The 19,772-nt window shown below is 40.6% G+C and carries 20 protein-coding genes; 5 read left to right on the forward strand and 15 right to left on the reverse strand.

Annotation, left to right across the window (positions count from 1 at the left end; translation table 11 throughout):
• Positions 1-6: 6 nt before the first annotated feature.
• Positions 7-234, reverse strand: a complete 228-nt coding sequence (locus DIZ80_11725; protein ID RDH82928.1) for a 30S ribosomal protein S21 — start codon at positions 232-234, stop codon at positions 7-9.
• A gap of 134 nt (positions 235-368) precedes the next feature.
• Here DIZ80_11725 and tsaD point away from each other — a divergent pair, with 134 nt between their 5' ends.
• Positions 369-1,409, forward strand: a complete 1,041-nt coding sequence (tsaD, locus tag DIZ80_11730) for a tRNA (adenosine(37)-N6)-threonylcarbamoyltransferase complex transferase subunit TsaD (protein RDH82929.1) — start codon at positions 369-371, stop codon at positions 1,407-1,409.
• Positions 1,410-1,465: 56 nt separating this feature from the next.
• On the opposite strand, the gene DIZ80_11735 is transcribed toward tsaD, so the two are convergent.
• Together DIZ80_11735 and DIZ80_11740 are read right to left on the reverse strand one after the other, a co-directional pair.
• Positions 1,466-1,942, reverse strand: coding sequence for a hypothetical protein (locus tag DIZ80_11735; protein ID RDH82930.1), 477 nt, complete (start codon positions 1,940-1,942; stop codon positions 1,466-1,468).
• Positions 1,939-2,529 (reverse strand): glycerol-3-phosphate acyltransferase, encoded by a 591-nt coding sequence (locus tag DIZ80_11740; GenBank protein RDH83165.1) that lies wholly within the window; start codon positions 2,527-2,529, stop codon positions 1,939-1,941. The genes DIZ80_11735 and DIZ80_11740 overlap by 4 nt, the downstream gene beginning before the upstream one ends.
• A 93-nt stretch (positions 2,530-2,622) precedes the next feature.
• Here DIZ80_11740 and bioH point away from each other — a divergent pair, with 93 nt between their 5' ends.
• Together bioH and bioC are read left to right on the forward strand one after the other, a co-directional pair.
• The gene (bioH, locus tag DIZ80_11745; GenBank protein ID RDH82931.1) at positions 2,623-3,417 is read left to right on the forward strand and encodes a pimeloyl-[acyl-carrier protein] methyl ester esterase; all 795 of its coding nucleotides are present in this window, start codon (positions 2,623-2,625) and stop codon (positions 3,415-3,417) included.
• Between the two features lie 4 nt (positions 3,418-3,421).
• Positions 3,422-4,300, forward strand: a complete 879-nt coding sequence (gene bioC, locus DIZ80_11750; protein RDH82932.1) for a malonyl-[acyl-carrier protein] O-methyltransferase BioC — start codon at positions 3,422-3,424, stop codon at positions 4,298-4,300.
• An 11-nt stretch (positions 4,301-4,311) separates the two neighbouring features.
• Here bioC and DIZ80_11755 read toward each other — a convergent pair whose 3' ends face one another.
• From DIZ80_11755 to DIZ80_11785, 7 genes are all read right to left on the reverse strand, one after another.
• Positions 4,312-4,707 (reverse strand): hypothetical protein, encoded by a 396-nt coding sequence (locus DIZ80_11755; protein ID RDH82933.1) that lies wholly within the window; start codon positions 4,705-4,707, stop codon positions 4,312-4,314.
• Between the two features lie 39 nt (positions 4,708-4,746).
• Positions 4,747-5,283, reverse strand: coding sequence for a GNAT family N-acetyltransferase (locus DIZ80_11760; GenBank protein RDH82934.1), 537 nt, complete (start codon positions 5,281-5,283; stop codon positions 4,747-4,749).
• 213 nt (positions 5,284-5,496) lie between these two features.
• Positions 5,497-6,114 (reverse strand): hypothetical protein, encoded by a 618-nt coding sequence (locus DIZ80_11765; GenBank protein ID RDH82935.1) that lies wholly within the window; start codon positions 6,112-6,114, stop codon positions 5,497-5,499.
• Between the two features lie 380 nt (positions 6,115-6,494).
• Positions 6,495-6,788: a hypothetical protein gene (locus DIZ80_11770; protein RDH82936.1), complete on the reverse strand. Its 294-nt coding sequence runs from the start codon at positions 6,786-6,788 to the stop codon at positions 6,495-6,497.
• Positions 6,789-7,170: 382 nt separating this feature from the next.
• Entirely contained in the window at positions 7,171-8,178 is a 1,008-nt protein-coding gene (locus DIZ80_11775; protein ID RDH82937.1) for a carboxymethylenebutenolidase, read from the reverse strand.
• A 174-nt stretch (positions 8,179-8,352) separates the two neighbouring features.
• Entirely contained in the window at positions 8,353-8,766 is a 414-nt protein-coding gene (locus DIZ80_11780) for a hypothetical protein (GenBank protein RDH82938.1), read from the reverse strand.
• 500 nt (positions 8,767-9,266) lie between these two features.
• On the reverse strand, positions 9,267-9,590 hold the full coding sequence (locus DIZ80_11785; GenBank protein ID RDH82939.1) for a hypothetical protein: 324 nt from the start codon (positions 9,588-9,590) through the stop codon (positions 9,267-9,269).
• 454 nt (positions 9,591-10,044) lie between these two features.
• On the opposite strand from DIZ80_11785, the gene DIZ80_11790 reads away from it, so the two are divergent.
• Complete coding sequence (locus DIZ80_11790) at positions 10,045-13,473, forward strand: hypothetical protein (protein RDH82940.1); 3,429 nt, start codon at positions 10,045-10,047, stop codon at positions 13,471-13,473.
• Positions 13,470-15,065: a hypothetical protein gene (locus tag DIZ80_11795; protein RDH82941.1), complete on the forward strand. Its 1,596-nt coding sequence runs from the start codon at positions 13,470-13,472 to the stop codon at positions 15,063-15,065. The genes DIZ80_11790 and DIZ80_11795 overlap by 4 nt, the downstream gene beginning before the upstream one ends.
• A 359-nt stretch (positions 15,066-15,424) precedes the next feature.
• On the opposite strand, the gene rpoH is transcribed toward DIZ80_11795, so the two are convergent.
• The 5 genes from rpoH to DIZ80_11820 form a co-directional block, all read right to left on the reverse strand.
• The gene (gene rpoH, locus DIZ80_11800) at positions 15,425-16,285 is read right to left on the reverse strand and encodes an RNA polymerase sigma factor RpoH (protein RDH82942.1); all 861 of its coding nucleotides are present in this window, start codon (positions 16,283-16,285) and stop codon (positions 15,425-15,427) included.
• 133 nt (positions 16,286-16,418) lie between these two features.
• The gene (locus DIZ80_11805; protein ID RDH82943.1) at positions 16,419-17,279 is read right to left on the reverse strand and encodes a hypothetical protein; all 861 of its coding nucleotides are present in this window, start codon (positions 17,277-17,279) and stop codon (positions 16,419-16,421) included.
• A 204-nt stretch (positions 17,280-17,483) separates the two neighbouring features.
• A complete protein-coding gene (locus DIZ80_11810; protein ID RDH82944.1) occupies positions 17,484-18,440 on the reverse strand; it encodes a cell division protein FtsX in 957 nt (318 codons plus the stop codon).
• Positions 18,433-19,113, reverse strand: a complete 681-nt coding sequence (gene ftsE / locus DIZ80_11815; protein ID RDH82945.1) for a cell division ATP-binding protein FtsE — start codon at positions 19,111-19,113, stop codon at positions 18,433-18,435. The genes DIZ80_11810 and ftsE overlap by 8 nt, the downstream gene beginning before the upstream one ends.
• 134 nt (positions 19,114-19,247) lie before the next feature.
• The gene (locus tag DIZ80_11820; protein RDH82946.1) at positions 19,248-19,730 is read right to left on the reverse strand and encodes a hypothetical protein; all 483 of its coding nucleotides are present in this window, start codon (positions 19,728-19,730) and stop codon (positions 19,248-19,250) included.
• Positions 19,731-19,772 lie beyond the last annotated feature (42 nt).

Raw genomic sequence — 19,772 nt, forward strand, 5'->3', positions numbered from 1 at the left:
GCTTTATTAGCGGCGGCGATGAGGATTACGAGTTAAACGCTCGCGCTCTTTCGATAATTTCTTCAGGTTACGCTTTACAGCAGCTGCTGCTTTACGCTTACGCTCAGTTGTGGGCTTTTCATAGCACTCACGACGACGGATTTCGGTAAGGATACCGGCTTTTTCGCATGAACGTTTAAAACGACGTAGAGCAACGTCAAACGGCTCGTTGTCTTTAACTTTTACTTGTGGCATTCAGAACTCTCACTCTAAAATAGAACATAATTTATTAACAGGCACCAATCCGGTACCGTGGAACCGCGGGATTATAGCCCCTTGAGCGATAATTACCAAATTAAATATGAAGAAAATTCAGGAAAATGTAAAGAATGATTGTTTTAGGTATTGAATCGTCCTGTGATGAGACAGGTTTAGCGGTGTATGACACCGAGCATGGACTGCTTGCGCACGTATTGCATTCACAGATTGCGCTTCACGGAGAATACGGTGGCGTAGTGCCAGAACTGGCTTCACGGGATCATGTGCGATATTTATTGCCCCTGACTGAGCAGGTGCTGGAAAAAGCGAAAATCACAAAATCTGACTTGGATGGCATCGCTTACACAGCTGGCCCGGGTTTAATGGGCGCGCTAATGGTAGGTGCCTGTACCGGTAGGGCAATGGCCATGGCGTTAGGCGTTCCTGCAGTAGGTGTGCATCATATGGAGGGTCACTTACTTGCTCCAATGTTAGAAGAAAAAGCCCCCGAATTTCCTTTTGTCGCTTTGTTAGTGTCAGGCGGGCATACCCTGCTGGCTGAAGTTAAAGGCATTGGTCAATATGAATTACTTGGTGAAAGCCTGGATGATGCAGCAGGTGAGGCCTTTGATAAAACAGCCAAAATGCTGGGGCTGGGTTATCCCGGTGGCCCGATACTGGCTAAAATGGCTGAAAAGGGTGAAGCCGGAGTTTATAGATTTCCCCGTCCAATGTGTGATCGACCCGGGCTGGACTTTAGCTTTAGCGGCCTGAAAACATTCAGCCTGAATACCTGGCAGAAAGAAGTAGAGCAGGGAAATGAAAATGAGCAGACACAGGCAAATATCTGTCGGGCGTTTGAAGAAGCGGTGGTGGATACGTTAATGATTAAGAGTCGTCGGGCTATTCAGCAGGTTGGCGCAAAAACACTGGTTATTGCCGGCGGCGTGGGTGCAAACCTGCGTTTGCGTGCTTCATTACAGGCGATGATGGAAAAAGAGGGTGGCGAATTGTTCTATCCAAGAATTGAATTTTGTACGGATAACGGGGCGATGATTGCCTATGCAGGTGCTTTACGACTGGCCGCGGGTGAAACAGAACCGTTATTAATTAGCGCCAGACCACGGTGGCCGATGAGTGAATTGAGCGCAGTCGTAAGTCAGAAGTCGTAAGTCGAAGCGTTCAGGTTGTGCCTGTTTGCTTTTGTGTTTCTTTGAGAGTGATTTTGTTATTTAGCCTGTTGCCATAAACCTGATTCTTTCAGCGCGGTTGTGCAGTTGTTATCTAATTTCGTCTCATGTTTCTTAAGACAGTTTACTATTCGCCACTCGCCAGGTATTACATCAAGGCAGTAAGAATCAGCACTGGATTCACATGCCTCTATTGAATGGTTAATAGCAAGTATCTGTTTTTTCAACGTAATGCTGGCATCGAGAATGCCAAGTTTGCATTGGCCTGATAATTTGTTTTCGTGTTTCATCAGGCAAACATAGGCTTTTTGACTGTTTCGAGGAGAGTCAGGGCAAAGAATTGCAGAATCTGCATAACAACTGCTAATTTTAGTGCCTGTCAGGGCACTGCCTTTTAATAACTTATCAGCCAGCTTTTTGTCTTCAGCCTGGGCTGAGTGGGTTAAGAAAAAAAGAGCTGAAAGCAGAAGAGGTATGTGCATTCTTGTGTTGGTGTATTTATGTCGTTTATTCACGATTTTTTTGAGCCAATTTTATCTTCTTTTCCAGAAAGCAAATTCTGGATATTGCTCTTATGCTTCCAGATCAACAAAATAGCCATAAAACACACGCTGCCCGTAATAACCGGTGATTGAGTAATAAACCATGTCAGAACAGGTGAGCCACTGGCCGCAACCAGAGCAGATAAAGAAGAGTAACGGATAGTAAATGCAATAAATAACCAGATAGCAATGGTGCCCAAACCTAGCAGCCAGTTTATGCCCAGTAAAACTCCCAGAATGGTTGCTACGCCTTTGCCGCCCTTGAAGCCATAATAAAGCGGAAAAATATGCCCAAGAAATGCTGCCACACCTGCAGCGGCTATCACTTCATTTTGCATGTCGCTGAGCACAGCAATTAAAACAGGTGTCAGGCCTTTTAGCATATCCCCGATTAAGGTGATGGCAGCCGCTTTTTTACCGCCCGCGCGTAACACATTGGTGGCCCCCGGGTTGTGTGAGCCCACGGTTCGTGGGTCGGGTAATCCCATAATTTTACAGGTGATAATGGAAGTGGAGACTGAGCCAAGTAAATAGCCGAACAGGGCGAAGCCAGTAATTATGAGTATAATGTCTGCCGTGAAGTCCACAGGGTATCCAGTAGGTAATGTTTAAAACGCGCAATTTAACACGAATTGAAACAACGGTGAAATTCTATGGTGATGAATGAGGGGCAGGTAACCTGCCTGTTTGTGCATGGCTGGGCAATGAATAGCACCATATGGCAGCCGCTAATTGAGAAGTTACCGAACTGGATTAATGTTGAATCAGTGGATTTACCGGGGCATGGTTTAAGAATAAATGAGTCATTTACCAGTCTGGATGAATTAACAAAAGACCTACAGGCTCAATGTGATCAGTATAAAAAAGACAATGAGCCATTAATACTGGTTGGCTGGTCGCTAGGGGCTTTGCCCTGTTTGCAGTTATGCGTGAATGATGCAGAAGAAGTAGATGCATTAATGGTTGTAAGTAGTAATCCCTGTTTTGTAAGCAGAGATAACTGGCGTTGTGGCGTGGAGGCTTTAGTTTTCGATGAGTTTGCAGCGTCTCTAAAGAATGATTTTTCAGGTACAATTCGCCGCTTCCTTTCCTTGCAGGTAAAAGGCTCGGATTCTGGCAGAATTGTTTTACGCGATTTGCGTGAAAAAATTTTACAGCAGGCGGTGCCGAATGAAGTGAGCCTTGATGCGGGACTGGAAGTGCTTAAGCAGGTTGATCTACGTGATCAGTTAGAAGAAATAACAAAACCCGTAAGCTGGGTTTTGGGTGGGCAGGACGGACTTGTGAAGCAAGGCCTTGTCGGTGAATTAAAAATACTGATGCCACAGGCAGAAGTAGAGCTGTATGAAAAAGCAGGGCACGCGGCATTTTTGTCTCATAGCGAAGAGTTTTTGCAGCAATTAATAAGTTTTGCATCAACTACTTTAAAAATTAAACATGTAAAATAAAAATATGAGTCAAACTGAAAAACATCGCATACAACAACATTTTGATGCAAAAGCCATGTGTTACGAATCATCTGCTGTTTTGCAGCGCAGTGTGTGTGAAGAATTATTGCAGCGCCTTGATCTTACAAGTTTAAAACCATCCGTTGTGCTCGATGTAGGTTGCGGCACGGGTTGGGGTACGCAGGGCTTATTAAAAAAATATAAAAAAGCAAAAATCCTGTCATTAGATCTATCACCTGAAATGCTTAAGCAAACTAAAAGCAAAGGCAGCTGGTTAAGAAAACCAACATTAATTTGTGGTGATGCCGAAGAAATTCCCCTGCAAGATGAATCAGTCGATCTGGTATTTTCAAGTTTAATGCTGCAGTGGTGCGATTATAAAAAAGTATTTGCAGAATTTAAACGCGTCCTAAAGCCAGATGGTTTATTAATGTTTACAACATTCGGGCCCGACACATTAAAAGAATTGAGAAAAAGCTGGGCGCAGGTTGATGATAATGCACATGTAAATGACTTTACTGATATGCATGACCTGGGTGATGAATTAATTCATGCAGGTTTAGCCGAACCGGTAATGGATATGGATTTACTGACACTGACTTATAATGATGTCGTTTCAGTAATGGCAGATTTAAAAGCAATTGGTGCAAATACAATTTTAAAAAACCAGAAAAAAACAAACAGACAAGGTCTGGTTACACCGGGAAAACTAAAACGAGTCATTTCTCATTATGAGAATTATCGAAAAGAAGGTGTGGTGCCAGCCAGTTATGAAGTAGTTTACGGGCATGCCTGGAAAACAACACAAAGAGCGACAAAAATATCTCAGGACTCGATGTCCGGCTCAGAATTTACGATTGCAGTAGATCAAATTAAAAAATAACGTATCTCTAGCTAAACGCGCTTACCGTCTTTAATGTATAAGCCTGATAGAACAGCTAAGTAAAAGGCAATGGCGCCTGTTTGTAACCAGTAGGGCATTGTGGATTGACCCTCTTTTAATACCGACGCGAGCTCATTTGATAGGTTTACTGAGCTAAGGCCAAGCACTGTTATGGCAAGAACAATAATTGCATTAAGTGCAACTGCTCGATGTTGTGATGCTGAATAAAATAAAGCAATGTATGCGCAAACCGCAAAAGAAATTATTTTATCCTGATAGGCGTAAAATGGAGTGTCGTAGTAAACGAATAAAATGGGAACTTTAAAGCTAAAAAAATGGGCAGTAGCCATACAACAAAAATAAGCAGCACCAGCTAAAAATGCATATTTAGTTAAATTAGAATTCATAACTTATTCTCTCTGTTTGATTGCTTAGATATAAGGTTTTTACCAATATTCAGATTTATTGAAAGCGTTAACGCAATATGACGTACCTGTAATGGGTTTAATTTCATCATCAACTAATGACTGACCAAGCCAGCCTTCAGGGTGTGTTAATGCGTGAGGTGCCTTAATTGTTTTTTCGCTAATAAGACTAAACCCGACTTTAGAATAAAACATAGGGTCACCATAAGTAAAAATTAGCTCAACACCTTTTTCTTTTAAGTGGTTAATGCCATAATTTATCAACTTCTGACCAATGCCTTTTCCCTGGTGACTTGTATCTATAGCGACAGGAGATAAAAGAAAAGCATTATCCTTACTTTTAAACGTCAACGGGCTAAAGAATATACTGCCGATAATTATCTCATTTTCAATCGCAACAAAACCATAAAGATCCTGAGTCTTCGTACCAGACATCAAGTTATAAACGAGATTCCCAATCACCTGTCCTTCAGTTTCTCCTTCCGAATCTGAAAATACTCTTGTGAATAGTTGTTGTATTTCATCAGTATCGTCTGGGTTGTAAGGTAATAGATTCATGAGATTAGCTTAGCATAAAAAGGAATATTTGATTGCTTAAGCTATTTTTCAGCTCAATAACTTTTTGAATGATTAAATTATTTTAAGCATTAGGGCTGCTCATGAAACATTCTTGGCTCTAAAATTCCATTGGTATGATGTATTGTATCGCCATATGTGGAATGGTAGTTAGTGCGTTCTTTTTTTGCTTATCCTTCAGCATGTAATACTGAGTTAGTGCATGTGTGGTTTTGGTATATCGAATTTAAACGACTTGTTAGGCTTTTTTCGAAATAAAAAAAGAGGAACTAAAGACATAAATAAAAGTTGAAATGATGGTGGTAATGGAACAGGTGAAACTGATGCATTACCAGTGTATTCATTGTCATTATTAATGATAAGTAATGATGGTTGAAGTATTTCTACTTCACCAGAGATAGATGAGATAATAATAGAGCCTTCTAAATCTAGCCAGGGTATAAAGGCATCTCCAGAACCTAAAAAGTCTTGCCAGAGAAAAATGTAAGCATGTGTTTCAGGGTCTTGCCCATCAATTACATGTGTAGCAAATGGATTTATATCGCCATGATTTTCATAAAAATCAATTTGAATTGACTCATTGAGCTCTAGGTGGCCGTTGTAGAGATGAGAGTCTTCAAGTCCGCCAAGATCAAATGAGTTTGCGAAAGTAAACTGTATTTGTACGCGATCCTCATCTGTTGTGATTGACTCGTTAAAGGTGGTAGGTGAAAAATTATGTATTTCATATCCTCCTTCTAAAATAAAAGCAGCGTAAGTGGATGACGAGAAAAAAATAATGAATGTAATGGTAAGTGTTTTAATGAGATTCATGGGATCCTTCTTATAAAAAACTAATATGGATAGTACTAAATATTAGTATGTTCCATCATAAACATAATGCCCAGTTAAGGGAGTATGCTATTTTAAGCTCTGTGTGAGCGCATATTTTTATTTTTTTGATGATGATATTGATAATACACCTATTAAGCCAGATAGGAATAAAAATATTGGAGCGGGAAAAAGTGCAGGTGTAACATTAAATTAAATATTGTAATCTCAGGAAACGCGCTCTTGATTACCATCAAAACTCCGATAAATTTTTTGCCACTGAAATAGATTCACTTGTGGTAAGTGCATAATTGCTATGTTTTCATTTCCATTAGCTGTGGCGATGTCTATGTGCTGTTGGATTTGAGCTATTAAAGAGAGTGCTAGCCCCCTTCATTTGATACGAGATTGAAAGAATAGGTAGCATTACTTAATAATGTGTTGTCTGGAATGGTAAATTTTAAATAATCAAAGTCACTAGAAAATAGTGTAGTGAGCAGATCGAAAGAAGCTGTACCAGTTACCCTATTATCTCCAGTCATGAAATTAAACGTTGGAATTGATGCGGTACTAATATCACCATCCAGGGCTTCATCGTAAACAAAAGTAGCTACTGCATTCAGATTAACAAGTAACAGCATGTGGTCAATTAGTGCTAAATAATATGCTTTAAGCATGTGGGGTACACCTGTAATAAAATTAAGAAAAGTTTCAGTGTAAGTAGAGGGGGGTAGTTTTATGCGCCTGGCACACTCGGACGACTTGTTATGTAAAAATCATTGTTGGTATTCGTTGTAGGTCGATCTGCTTTGAATTCTGTACAAGCGTTCTATCTCTTGTGTGTTTATAGATATGATTTATATAGCTAATTAGAGTGCATCTTCAGTAAATAGATCTGCACAAGTTAATTCGGTAGAAAAAAGAAATACTGAGATTGATTAAAATATCTAGTTTACGTTTGAGTTAACTTGACGACGCGTTTTGTGCGCCGGTCAAGTTGGACGATTTGTTATGCGATACCATTAAGTCTTAATCCGACTATAGAATCTGATAATTATTCTATAGTAACTGAAATAACGAACTGATAAAATTACTTAGTTCTTGCTTGGTTTTATCATAAGCAGCACGATTAAACGCTATTGTCGGTCCTCGTTCTACACATGGATCATTATAAGTAAAATCTTTACCGCTCTTAACATTAACGATAACCCCCTCATCAACCTCTTTTAGCCTACAGGCGCGAGTAGTCTGGGCCTTCTTAAGCACGATAGGCTTCACTAGCTTTGTATAATCAAACACATGGTGTGCATTGGGATATTCATGCAATACAACATCTTTTCCATCTTTCTTTAATCGATTAACGAAGGCGCGACATGTAACAACAGGGTTGTAGTTATCTGCCCCACCATGAAATATTCGTATAGGGTTATCAACGACTTCCTGTTCTTCTTTGTATTGAGTTATACAGGACGGATAAAATGCAATATATCCAGAAAACTCATGCTTCGAACCATGTAAGCGTTGAAAACGCTTCATACTCGAATACAAAGTTACTTGGCCACCTCGTGAAAAGCCCATTATTGCAATCTTTTTAGGATCAACGCGGTTATGTTCCGCCAATAAATCTAAAGCGCGATAAGCATCGAATATCATAGCAAGTCGACCAAGCTTGCTCTGGTCGTTATTTACTTTATAAAGACCGCGACCTGTGAAACTATCTAGTATGAATACCGCAACGCCCATCTTGTTGATTTCCTGGGCCCAGTCATCAACATAACCGGACACACCACCAGACCCATGAACCAGGACAATAACCGGATATTTTTTCATTATCTTACGTGGATATCGTAGTTCTCCTGAAATCGTTACTGGATTACCATTTTTTTTGCCCATCAAAAATTGCTGGTCAGTCAGCGTTATTGACTGGATCGTATATAATTCAATCCTTCCAACATCAGCGATAACTGGTTTAATAAATACTAAATTAAAAATTATGAAAAATAGAAATGCTGCATAATACGAATATTCACCACATGAATATTCCTTCCATGACATAAATTTAAGCATAATATAGGCTCTCTTATGGTCGGTTTAGGATGCAACTAAGATTGTAATTATGACGCATAACGCCCAGGTAAGGGGCAGATGACCCAGCAGGCTGGTTGTTTGAAATAGTGATTAGTAGTGTAAGTCATAAGAGCCATAAAAGTTAAGGGTTATTTGTCCCGCTTGACCGCCTTGTTAGAGCTTTTGTAAATACCTTAAACCTACAAACCATGACAGCCAACAAACTGATAGTGAGTAAAGGGCTGTGCTTAATATTAACTCAATATCTGTATTTATTAATGAAAGTAATATAGGTGGAATTAATGATGCTAATAGTAGGTATGAAATTGATAACAGTTTTAAATGCAATAATAAATGCCATATAAATGTGCCGTAAGTAAAAACTACAATATATGCAATGCTTATACCCCATAAACTTACAAAGAATGAATTGCCAATTATTTCTTTTGTCGTTTCAAATTCAGGGGTTAGTGTGGAGCTAATGAATAAAAGAAGAATGCTTGTTGGTAAGACAGCGATTGGGCCAATTACTATTGCCCGCCAGTATGTAATTTTTAATAACTTCTCCATTGTTATTGGTTCTTTCATTTTTGTAGCTCTAACGCCCTGCTAAGTGGAAAATTACCCAGTAGTAAGGCTTGTAATTGTAGTTATTGGTAGTGTACGTTAAATATGGCATAGAAGTTAAGGGTAAATTTTCCACCTTGAGCTACTTGTTAGGCTTGATTTTTACATATGATAGTAAATTTAATATTTCAGTTAAAGTGTAATTCGAACCAAAAACTAGCCTGTAGCGTTTAGGGCCATAGTAAACATGGGCAATTCTATAATTATTTTTTACATTTTCAACTAATAAACCATTTAATTTTGAACTAGAGATAATAGATGCTATATCTGATGCGTTGAGTAATTCTTCTTTTCTTTCTAATAAGTCGTATATTAATGAATTTTCAATGTGATTATTTTATATACTAATATCATTAGGGTTTATTTTTAGAGTGGCTTTGTAAAATTCGTGCATGCTATTAATATGGTGACTGCCAAAATGCTTACTAAATTTTGCTGAGACATTTTCATTTTCATTAATTTCATTGAAAGTCTGTTGCTGGTATTAATGTTATTTGTTTTCCATCATCTCCACGGCTGAACATGAGAGTGTTGTTGTTAGGATTCTTTATTTCTCTGTATTGCTCTTTCTCAATACATATTTGTATATTTTCAAAAAATATTTTTCTATGTGTTTTAAGCTGACAAGTATTTGGTTTTATATAAATATTATTAGTGTTGTTTATATATAAGTGTGGTGAGTTGGCTTTGTTGTCTTTTTCATGAAATAACACCGATAAATCAAATTGTGAATAGGCGTAACCAAAAAATGCAATTAGAGCTGCGGCTATGATTATTATTCGCATAATTGTTTGTATTTTTTTTTAGCCTAACAGTTAATTAGATAGAAAGTGTAATATTGAATATTTGACATTCTGTCTATTTCTTTTGTATTTTGTCTGTAAGTTACGCATTATTTGATTAGATTTAAACTTTAATTATATAAGGATGTACTTATGACTGATATGGATGTTAGTAGTCAGGTTTCCTGTTTCTGGGAAAAGTTTATTATTAAATCAAAGAGATATAATATTACAGATAATTTAGTGTGCTGGTATGTTCGGTATGATGAGCTTATGAAAATTTAATTAGCACATTACGTATAAGCTTAAAAAATACTGTAAACACCTACTTGTGTTTAAAATATAATGTTGTAAACTTTTGCTATGCTTGTTCGCCTGATCAGGTGAGCATGCCGGTTAATCAACCGGTTAATTTGAGGCCTTTACTCAGTTCAACACTGAGTAAATGAATTCGTAAATGCGCAAAAAATTTATTTTAGTTTCTTTTGTACTATTACTGTTTGGCCTGGTGGGCTGTGGCTCAGACAGTGGCACGTCGGCGCCGAAGGCAGACGTGGACGCGACTAAACCAGCATCTCCCAAAATAAGTTTTTTGCTATCCTCAGATGCCACTAGCATTTCTGTTTCCTGGCTTCCCTCAACGGACGATAAGTCGGCTACTGATGACATCACTTATAAAATATACGCTTCCACTACCCCCAGCTTCACCCCTGATGCTGCAACCTTAAAAGCCGAAGTTGTTGCTAAAACCACAACACAGGTAAAGGGCTTAACAGCAGCAACTCAATATTACATTACTGTTCAAGCTGTAGATTTAGCGGGTAATGTGAGCGACGTCACCAGCTATGGCGAAGTAACAACTGCAGCCACACCAATGGTACTAAGTAAGCAGCTAATGCAAACGGCTGAATCACTCAATCTTACAGCGCCCACAATTTCTGCTGATGGTGTGACTTATATCTTTACAAAAACAGCCACAAGTACACTACCTACCGTTGGTGCCATTTTAATTGATGCAAATATTGGTGCCGATACCGGTTATCTACGCAAAGTCGTTTCAGTTGTAGAAGCAATGGATGAAATTATAGTGACCACGGAAGCCGCATCATTAGACGAAATCATTGAGAAAGGTGAATTCCATTCGGCATTTACAGTTTCTGATATTGACCCGAATCTTGCAACAGGCAGCAAGAGTTCCTTTTTGGCAAAAACATTTGGTTCTAACAATTCCGGTAAATCAACGACAATCCTGACGCTAGATAATGGCAACACGGTAATTACACAACATAAATATGGTTTAGCACAGAATAAACACGAACGTTTACAAAAAATCGCAGCAAGAAGTGATGACCCGAACATTCGTGCGGTGGATTTATCAACTTACGATTTTTCAACAGACGCAAGTGTCGGTGATGCAAAATTCGCCATGGGCTTTAATTTAGATATTGAACCAACCTTTATTGCCGATGCGAAATTTTCAATCCTGGGTGTTGAAAGCGCTACCGTTGCTGTTAAAGCTACTCTGGATTTTGATGCCTTGTTAGGCCTTGAATACGGCGCAGAGTCAACAACGAATTATGAAAAAACTGTTTTACAAGTAGTGCAACAAAAAGTTTACCTGCTTGGTGACATCCCTGTAGTACAGGAAATCATTTTCTCGCTAAAACCTACTATTACAGTAAAAGCAGCAGGTGCGATTGCTGCAACTGTAAAACTTGATTCATCTGCAACAGTAGAATTTGGGCTGGAATACGCTAATGACGCATGGACACAATTTGACGATGAAACACATAAGGACGATCTTACTTACACCTTTACCGTAAAAGGTGGTGTTGAAGTTACGGTGAGATTAGTGCCAGAAATGAAAATTCGTTTTTACAAGTCTGTTACAGCCTCGCTTGCACTCGAACCCTACATATATGCTACGAGTACCGCAGAATTAAACCTTCTCGGCTCCTCGTTTAGCAACGATATACTACCGTTAGTAAATTTAACCGATTTCAGTGTAGGTTTAGGACTTGATGGTACGGTCTACGCTGACATTACCGTATTCTCAAAAACCATTGCACGAGAACCGGAAGAAGGTAAATACACACCCTTACAATTAAGATATCCAGTTATCTCTTTGCCAAAACTAGAATGGGAAGCCTCATCACCTGTAGGCGGGCCAAACATTAATGCTGAAGGCCCTTCAGTTGAATTGTTTGCCAAAGTTACGCCAGGTATTAATATTTATGCCAGTGACGTAGAAAATGATTTTGTAACAGCGTCAGCAAACTGGTTATGTTACCCACAGTCTTCATGCATCGTTGAGGCTAACGCAAACGACCCCTACCGTGCTAACTTTACACCGCTTGTAGAAGGCTTCACTTATACCGTTTTCTTTGTCGGCAGCAGTGAATTAACCGGTCCCTTAGGCCTGCAATACAGCAGCGTTGAAATTGACATGAATGATGCCGATAACGACGGCATGCCCAATGGTTGGGAAAAGTTTTATGGACTAAACCAGCTTAGCGATACTGATGCTGATACAGATTTAGATAGTGACTTGTTGAGTAACCTCAACGAATACCTGCAGGCAACAAATCCAAAGATTAAAGACACAGAAGACGATGGCATGTGGGATGGCTGGGAAGCTCTGTATGGACTTAATCCGTTAGTAGATGATTCCGCCCTTGATCTAGATGGTGATAAAAAATCTAATCTGACAGAGTTTAATTTTGACCCTATTAATCATGAGCTCGATCCAAGCGAACCTGATACCGATGGTGACCTCATGGATGATGGCTGGGAAATCGATTTTGATATTAATCCGTTAATAGACACGGCTAATGATGATCCCGATGGTGATGGTTTAACTAATCTTCAAGAATATGAGGGAAATACCCATCCTAACCTGGGTGATGTTGATGGTGATGGACTAGATGACCCTGAAGAACTTGCTGCTGGTACCGACCCATTTAATGAAGATACAGATGAAGATGGTATGTGGGATGGATGGGAAGTGTTGTACAACTTTGATCCACTGTCCCCCGATGATGCAAATCTGGATTTTGATGAAGATGGCCTGACTAACTTGCAGGAATTTATCAATGGATCAGACCCAACCGATGGTGTACCACCACCGGTTGTGGTGCAGCCAGTTATTAATCTAAATGATACTGGTGCATACCTGTGTTCCGATGGAACCACATTTGCTGCCACATGCCCAGTTGCAGACTATCCGCAACAAGATGCTGAGGTGGGTCGTGATAGTAATGCTGATAAGTTAATTAAAACTGGTGGTGGCTCAGCTGGATTTGATTTCACAAAACTTGATGCAGTAGGGGAACCACTTGCGGATCAAACTCAAGATTACGCAACACAGCCCTGGGTGTGTGTACAGGATAATGTTACTGGTCTGATGTGGGAAGTGAAAAAACCTGATCCGGCAAGTACTGCTGGTGTTCAATATTTTGAAAATGAATGGAGTTGGTATGATAGCAACCCAGACACTAATGGAGGGCATGCAGGCACCATTGATGGAAGCTACTGCTCACATACTGTTGATGGTACTTGTGGCATACGTGGTGATACAGAGTCCTTTGTAAACGAGATGAACAGAATCAAACTTTGTGGTTATGACGACTGGCGGGTTCCATCATTGAATGAAGCAATTTCAAGAACCAACGTTAATGACCGCAATACAAATTACTTCCCACTTGCAGGCGGTTACTCCTGGACATCCACTACTTATAAGGATATCCGGTTTATTACCGAAGGCACGGAAAACACCTTTGCATTTATTGTTAATAGATGGGGTGACGTATCTACTGGTAGAAAAGGGGATCCCGATGGTGCGTCTGCAAGACTCTATGAATTGCAATTAGTGAGGGGTGTGCAATGAAAATAATTAGACCATTGTCTCGACACTTTTTTGCACTCCTAACCATGTGTTTGATGTTGGTTAGTGCGCAGGTTTTAGCAGCACAGATATGCTCAACTGATATGCCAGATGAAGCACCGGATAGCCGTTATACAGACAATGGAAATGGCACAGTCACTGACAAGTATACGGGTTTGATGTGGAAGCAATGTGTCGAAGGTGCGACGACAGATGGCTCATCAAACTGTACTGGTATACCAAGCTCTGTGAATTGGTCATCTGCAATTCAATTGGCCGACAGTGTGAATAATGGTACAGGTGAGAGCTTTGGTTACGAAGATTGGCGCTTACCCAATTTCAAAGAATTAGCTTCATTACATAGACCAAACTGTACACAGCCTGCAGTTAATGCCACCGCCTTTCCACCTACTGCACAGGCTTTGGCAGACGAATATGCGAGACTCATTTCATCGACCCATAGCTCGTCAACATCAACGCCAAGATATTTTATCTTCGATGTTTATGGTGGAGATTTTTATCATCAACCGGGAACCGGTGGAACGTTTGTTCGATTAGTAAGAGATGCCAGATCAAAACTACTATTCTTAAGTGATCAATCTAACGTTGGCATTGAAAGTGAAGAAGATATTCATACAGTCAACTCTGACGGATCAGAACTAACTCGATTAACCGGTACAGGTGAAGAAAATCTCGAGTATTCATGGGCAGACTGGTCACCAGACGGTAGTAAAATAGTTACTTTTAGATACGACTGGTGGAGTGGCAATCATAAATTACTTACTATGAATGCTGATGGTTCCAATGTTACTGATATTACAAACCCGCCAACTGTTAATAGTATTTCACGTCAAGCAAGAACGCGCTGGTCACCTGATGGAACAAAAATAGCCTATCTGGTTTCGTCGGACGGTGATTTATATGTCATGGATGCAGATGGTAGTAATAAACTGGGTTTAACTGATCAGGTAGGGAAAGTAATTGCTCTTGCTGACGCGGCTGAAGATTCTGAAGTATTTGCCTGGTCTCTAGACAGCTCAAAAATATATTTCATGTCAGATTTACATGACGTATATTCTGTTGATACGGATGGAGCAAACATAACAAAACTAAACACTACACCATTAACTCAATTGGGAGATTTCGGTTATCGATGGTCACCCGACAGGCAAAAAATTGCCTGGCTCAGTTCTGGCGGCATTAAGGATATTTATGTGGCGAATATCGATGGAACTGAGCAGATAGTATTATATTCATCAACGGCGAACAATATCAGCGCGCCAGCATGGTCACCTGATTCATCTTCCGTTGCATTTTCTGAATTAATCTCTGTCCCATTGTCGATGAAAATAAAAATTAAGGATGTAAGCAGTGCAACCAACCCAGTGACATCAATAGATATAGGCGTATCAAGCGCCGCATATTCTTTAAGTTGGTCACCGAGTGGCGATAAGATTGCCTATATTTTTGGTGGTGAAAGCGTCGGTGAGACCGGTGCTGACTCATTGTATGTGCTTGACTTGAATACTCGAATTGCGATAGATGTTTCTCTCTCAACAAATTCGAATCATGTTATGACCTTTGATTGGCGATAAATTACTTAATCTACTAAATCTAGCACCCATTTTAATATTTCAGATAACGCTTTAATAACTTGCGACTTTGAGTGGCGGGCTGCTTTTTAGGCCGTAACTCAAAGTTGTGATGTTCCCCTGCTAAAATAGACACATGTAAAATTATGCTGGGATTGGCATATGTCGATAATCCTTTTTCTGCTTATTCTCTGGCACCTTTGCCAGCAGCGTTCTGATTGTTTGGTTCTGGGGGGCTGGGGTTCTAGGGTTGGTTGGTGTTGTTAGAAGAAAACAGTTTTAATTTGATGTTTTTATCGCCTTACTTAAGGAAATAAAAAAGGCGCTCAGTGAGCGCCTTTTTCTGGTTTGTTACTTTTGCTTTAAGCTTCCAGATTGGTGCGAATTTTTTTCATCGCATTTTTTTCCAGTTGTCTTATGCGTTCTGCAGATACACCGTATTTTGCGGCCAGTTCATGCAATGTTGCTTTGCTTTCTTCGTTCATCCAGCGAGACATGAGTATGTCACGGCTGCGGTCATCCAGCACTTTAAAAGAATTGGTAAGTGCATCACTGCGTTGCTGTTGCCAGTCTGATGATTCTAGCTGTTGAGCCGGATCATGAGTTGGGCTTGCAAGGTAAGTTGAAGGTGCAACCATTGCATCGTCGTCATCATCAGATGTGGCATCAAATGCCATATCGTAGTTGCTCAGGCGTGATTCCATCTCAAGCACCGTTTCAGGTTTTACGCCGAGATCTTTTGCTACGCCTTCTACTTCTTCTTTTGTAAACCAGCCCAGGCGTTTTTTAGAGCTACGCAGGTTAAAGAACAGTTTACGCTGTGCTTTAGTGGTAGCTACTTTAACTATGCGCCAGTTTTTCAGCACGTATTCATGTATTTCAGCGCGAATCCAGTGAACCGCAAATGAAACCAGACGTACGTTGTGGTCAGGGCTAAAGCGTTTTACTGCTTTCATCAGACCAACATTGCCTTCCTGAACCAGGTCAGCCATTGGCAGGCCATAACCCTGATAACCACGAGCGATGCGTATAACAAATCGTAGGTGAGACATAATCAGCTTTTGTGCTGCTTCCAGATCGCCATTTTCAGACAATGCGTAGCCATACTCACGTTCTTCCTCTGCTGTAAGCATGGGAAAAGCCTGTGCATTCTGGATATATTGATCCAGACTACCGCTAGAGATGGGTAGGTGATTAGTTGCAAGTACCAGTTCGTTTGACATATCAACTCCAATGTTCGGTGCCCATATTAGCACTCTTTTTGTTAGAGTGCTAATTCATATATAAGTTCAATCTAATATGTGTAAGGGGCTGATATGAAGGGGTTTTCGTGTAAAAACACGAGAATAACAGGCGTTATTGATTCATTACGATGGGGTTATCCGGGTGGTGAATTTCAAGAAATTGCTTGCGTAACATTAACAGGCTGTTCAGTCTGGCGACGAGCATAGGTTCTCTAATAGGCTTTTCGAGGATGTCGTTGGCGCCGGATGAAAAGATTCGATTCAGGCCATTCGGGTCTGCATCAAAATTACTGGATGTGGTAACGAGGATGGGTAGTTGTTCATAACCTAACCCGAGCCCATGGCGAATCTCACGAATAAGATCACGGCCACTCATATGGCCTTCCAGTTGAATATCGGTTAACAACAGGTCAAAAGGCTGAATGTTGTCTTTGGTAAATGAGTGTTGAATGTATTGCAGTGCCTGCTCGGCATTAATGGCGTGAAGGTAGTTGTAATCGTGCTTTGTGAGCATGTTTTTTGTGGCAAGTGCCACCGTGGCGCTGTCTTCAACGTACAGTATATTACCGGTAATAATGGATTTTGGCGGGTCTGTGTTTAAAAATGAGTTGATGTAATCAACCAGTTTTTGCTGCCCCAGTTTCTTGTCGAAATAACCATTAACCAGGTTGCAGGCCATATTCTCTTCATAAATGCCGGTTTTTTCACCCGAAATAACAATGAGAGGGGTTCTTTTTACACCTATCTCTGTACGAATTTTATCAATCATATCGTGGCAGTCGATATCAGGTAAATTTCGTGAGGTGGTGATCAGGGTATATTTGTGTTCTTCGAGTAGGCGAAATGCCTCTTCGGCATTCATCGCAGCATCCACCGTGACATTAGGGATGTTTTTGGCGATCAGTTTGCTAATAATAGCCAGACTGGTGCCTGAATGGTCGATAAGTAATACACGTTGTATCTCTGGTGACATAATTTTTTCTGCTCTTGCCTGCTGACAATCCCTGAGAGCGTTAGGCTATTATTTTATTTTTTTTTATAATTAGATAATAGGTCAAAAATGCCACAAAAAGACAATTCTGATAAGGCGATTAGTCGATCGTTTATAGCGGCTTATCTGAAATATAGCAGCTGATCAGGTTTTTGGAATGCTATAAACAGGGTAGAGGGGGGGGAATTAACTGGGTTCAATTTCACTTAAGTGGCGGCCTACTGCGATCCAGGAGCCAAACAGGCCAAGAAAACAGCTAAAACCAATCATGTTAATGCCTTCAGAAAAACTTAAACCTTTGAGTTGAAAACCGCTGTTATACAGGCTGGCCAGATGTTCTACCGAGTTATCCAGCAGACTGATAGAAAGAATAGTGAGTATCCAGGCAAGCAGGCCGCCGCCAACGCCATACCACAAGCCGGTATAGAGAAAGGGGCGACGAATAAAAGCATCGGTGCCGCCAATGAGTTTGGTTACTTCTATTTCTTCACGACGGTTTTGAATATCCAGTCGAATGGTATTGCCCACAACCAGTAAAACCGCAATACCCAGCAGGCTGGCAATAACCCAGATAGCCCGGTGGGCAATTTCTAACATGGCAAACAGGCGTTTTACCCACTGTAAATCCAGTTGCGCCAGTTCTACCTGTTTATTCTGATTTAGCAGTTTTATCAGGTGGTGTATTTTATCCGGGCGATTCGCATCAACAACGGGTTGAATAGTGAGTACGTGGGGTAGGGGGTTGTCACCCAGTGATTCTATAGCATCACCAAAACCGGATATTTTTTTGAATTCGTTAAGTGCCTGTTTTTTGTTGATCATTGAAACCTGATCAACATCATCATACAGGCGCAGTTTTCCCATTAGTTTTTTAGCCTGTTTTTCAGTGACACTGGCTTTAAGAAAAACAGAAATCTGTGCGCTGTTGTCCCAGCCTACACTGACATTGCTGGCATTATTTAATAATACAAACATGCCCGCAGGCAGGGCCAGTGCAATCGCGATAACCGCAATTGTCATAAATGATGAGGCAGGCTGGCGAGTCATGTTGCCCAGGCTGGCAATCAGTGTGCGTGCATGATTAACCGCCCATGCTTTTAAAGGGCTACTTTTTGCAAGCTGGTTGCTGTCGCTTTTAACCATGGCTGGCCACACTTAAATCATTGTGTGAAAGTTGCCCCTGATTCAGGCTGATAACCGGGTTGCCCATCTGTTTAATGAGCTCCAGATTGTGGCTTGCGATAAGTACTGACACACCAACATCATTGAATCGCTCAAATAGTGCCATGATTTCTTTAGACAGTTCCGGGTCCAGATTACCCGTGGGCTCATCCGCTAACAGTAGCCCGGGTTTGTGAACAATGGCGCGGGCAATGCCAACACGTTGTTGCTCACCACCGGATAAGGTAATGGGGGCTGATTTTTCTTTTTTTAATAATCCGACCTGATCCAGAGCAGCGCGAACCCGTTTACCAATTTCTTTATGCTGATAACCCGCAATGATTAAAGGTAGAGAAACATTATCAAAAACCGTGCGGTCATAAAGCAGGTGATGATTCTGAAACACGATGCCAATGTTGCGGCGGATATAAGGAATTTTACGATTGCTTACGCTGCTTAGATTAATACCGTCAAGCAGCAGGTTGCCTCGACTAGGTCGCTCAATTAATGCAATGAGTTTGAGTAATGTACTTTTTCCGGCACCGGAGTGGCCGGTAAGAAAAGCCATTTCACCGCGAGGCAGGTGAAAGCTCACATTGTTTAAGGCTTCATGGCCACCGGGGTAGCGTTTGCATACATTATCAAAACGAATCATGTGGGCTATTCTGCACTAAGTTTCCAATTAAAAAAAGTAGCAAGTCATAAGTCGTTAGCCTTAAGTCAAAAGCAAAGGTGTTCAGGTTACAAAAAGCGAATGTGAATGGTTGTGCATTCAACCTATCTATAAAACTATTTTATTGTTTTAGTAAAATTAAAGCTGAAGTAATCACCCAGTGCGGCCTGCATTTCAGATACAGAGAAACTGCCATCAGCCCTGTTGCCCCAGACAGAACAGTCTAGTTTTATAATGTCTGAATTATGATCTGAGTGTAAATATACTTCGGTGTTATAACGAACGGTGCCCATTGTTACTCTTTCCTCTCCGTCTTCAGTGCGACGAATAATAAATGTATCCGGGGTGACAGTGCGCGGGCCGAAGGCTTTCATTTCAAATGAGCAGCTAATGTCATATTGATTTTTATTTTTTTCGGCAACAATTTTGCCGTGCTGAATAACAACATGCGTATTGTCTTTTGCAATCGGAAGGTCTTTATTTAAGGTTAAACTAGAGCCATCCGGAATATTGAATAAAAGAGAGGCTGGATCATTTGAGTGCATTGATATGCAGGAGGTGAGAGCAATGGATGTAATGGTGAGTAAAAAAGCTTTCATTATGATTTCCTTATTTGTGCTTGTTCCGTCGTAAGTCGTAAG

It is taken from the genome of endosymbiont of Galathealinum brachiosum (genome assembly GCA_003349885.1).
Classification (GTDB): Bacteria; Pseudomonadota; Gammaproteobacteria; order SZUA-229; family SZUA-229; genus SZUA-229.

What these genes read in the sequence shown, in the direction of transcription:
- DIZ80_11725 (RDH82928.1), bottom strand. Translation starts at nt 234, where the DNA reads ATGCCACAAGTAAAAGTTAAAGACAACGAGCCGTTTGACGTTGCTCTA.
- tsaD (RDH82929.1), top strand. Translation starts at nt 369, where the DNA reads ATGATTGTTTTAGGTATTGAATCGTCCTGTGATGAGACAGGTTTAGCG.
- bioH (RDH82931.1), top strand. Translation starts at nt 2,623, where the DNA reads ATGGTGATGAATGAGGGGCAGGTAACCTGCCTGTTTGTGCATGGCTGG.
- bioC (RDH82932.1), top strand. Translation starts at nt 3,422, where the DNA reads ATGAGTCAAACTGAAAAACATCGCATACAACAACATTTTGATGCAAAA.
- DIZ80_11755 (RDH82933.1), bottom strand. Translation starts at nt 4,707, where the DNA reads ATGAATTCTAATTTAACTAAATATGCATTTTTAGCTGGTGCTGCTTAT.
- DIZ80_11760 (RDH82934.1), bottom strand. Translation starts at nt 5,283, where the DNA reads ATGAATCTATTACCTTACAACCCAGACGATACTGATGAAATACAACAA.
- DIZ80_11765 (RDH82935.1), bottom strand. Translation starts at nt 6,114, where the DNA reads ATGAATCTCATTAAAACACTTACCATTACATTCATTATTTTTTTCTCG.
- DIZ80_11770 (RDH82936.1), bottom strand. Translation starts at nt 6,788, where the DNA reads ATGCTTAAAGCATATTATTTAGCACTAATTGACCACATGCTGTTACTT.
- DIZ80_11775 (RDH82937.1), bottom strand. Translation starts at nt 8,178, where the DNA reads ATGCTTAAATTTATGTCATGGAAGGAATATTCATGTGGTGAATATTCG.
- DIZ80_11780 (RDH82938.1), bottom strand. Translation starts at nt 8,766, where the DNA reads ATGAAAGAACCAATAACAATGGAGAAGTTATTAAAAATTACATACTGG.
- DIZ80_11785 (RDH82939.1), bottom strand. Translation starts at nt 9,590, where the DNA reads ATGCGAATAATAATCATAGCCGCAGCTCTAATTGCATTTTTTGGTTAC.
- DIZ80_11790 (RDH82940.1), top strand. Translation starts at nt 10,045, where the DNA reads ATGCGCAAAAAATTTATTTTAGTTTCTTTTGTACTATTACTGTTTGGC.
- DIZ80_11795 (RDH82941.1), top strand. Translation starts at nt 13,470, where the DNA reads ATGAAAATAATTAGACCATTGTCTCGACACTTTTTTGCACTCCTAACC.
- rpoH (RDH82942.1), bottom strand. Translation starts at nt 16,285, where the DNA reads ATGTCAAACGAACTGGTACTTGCAACTAATCACCTACCCATCTCTAGC.
- DIZ80_11805 (RDH82943.1), bottom strand. Translation starts at nt 17,279, where the DNA reads ATGTCACCAGAGATACAACGTGTATTACTTATCGACCATTCAGGCACC.
- DIZ80_11810 (RDH82944.1), bottom strand. Translation starts at nt 18,440, where the DNA reads ATGGTTAAAAGCGACAGCAACCAGCTTGCAAAAAGTAGCCCTTTAAAA.
- ftsE (RDH82945.1), bottom strand. Translation starts at nt 19,113, where the DNA reads ATGATTCGTTTTGATAATGTATGCAAACGCTACCCCGGTGGCCATGAA.
- DIZ80_11820 (RDH82946.1), bottom strand. Translation starts at nt 19,730, where the DNA reads ATGAAAGCTTTTTTACTCACCATTACATCCATTGCTCTCACCTCCTGC.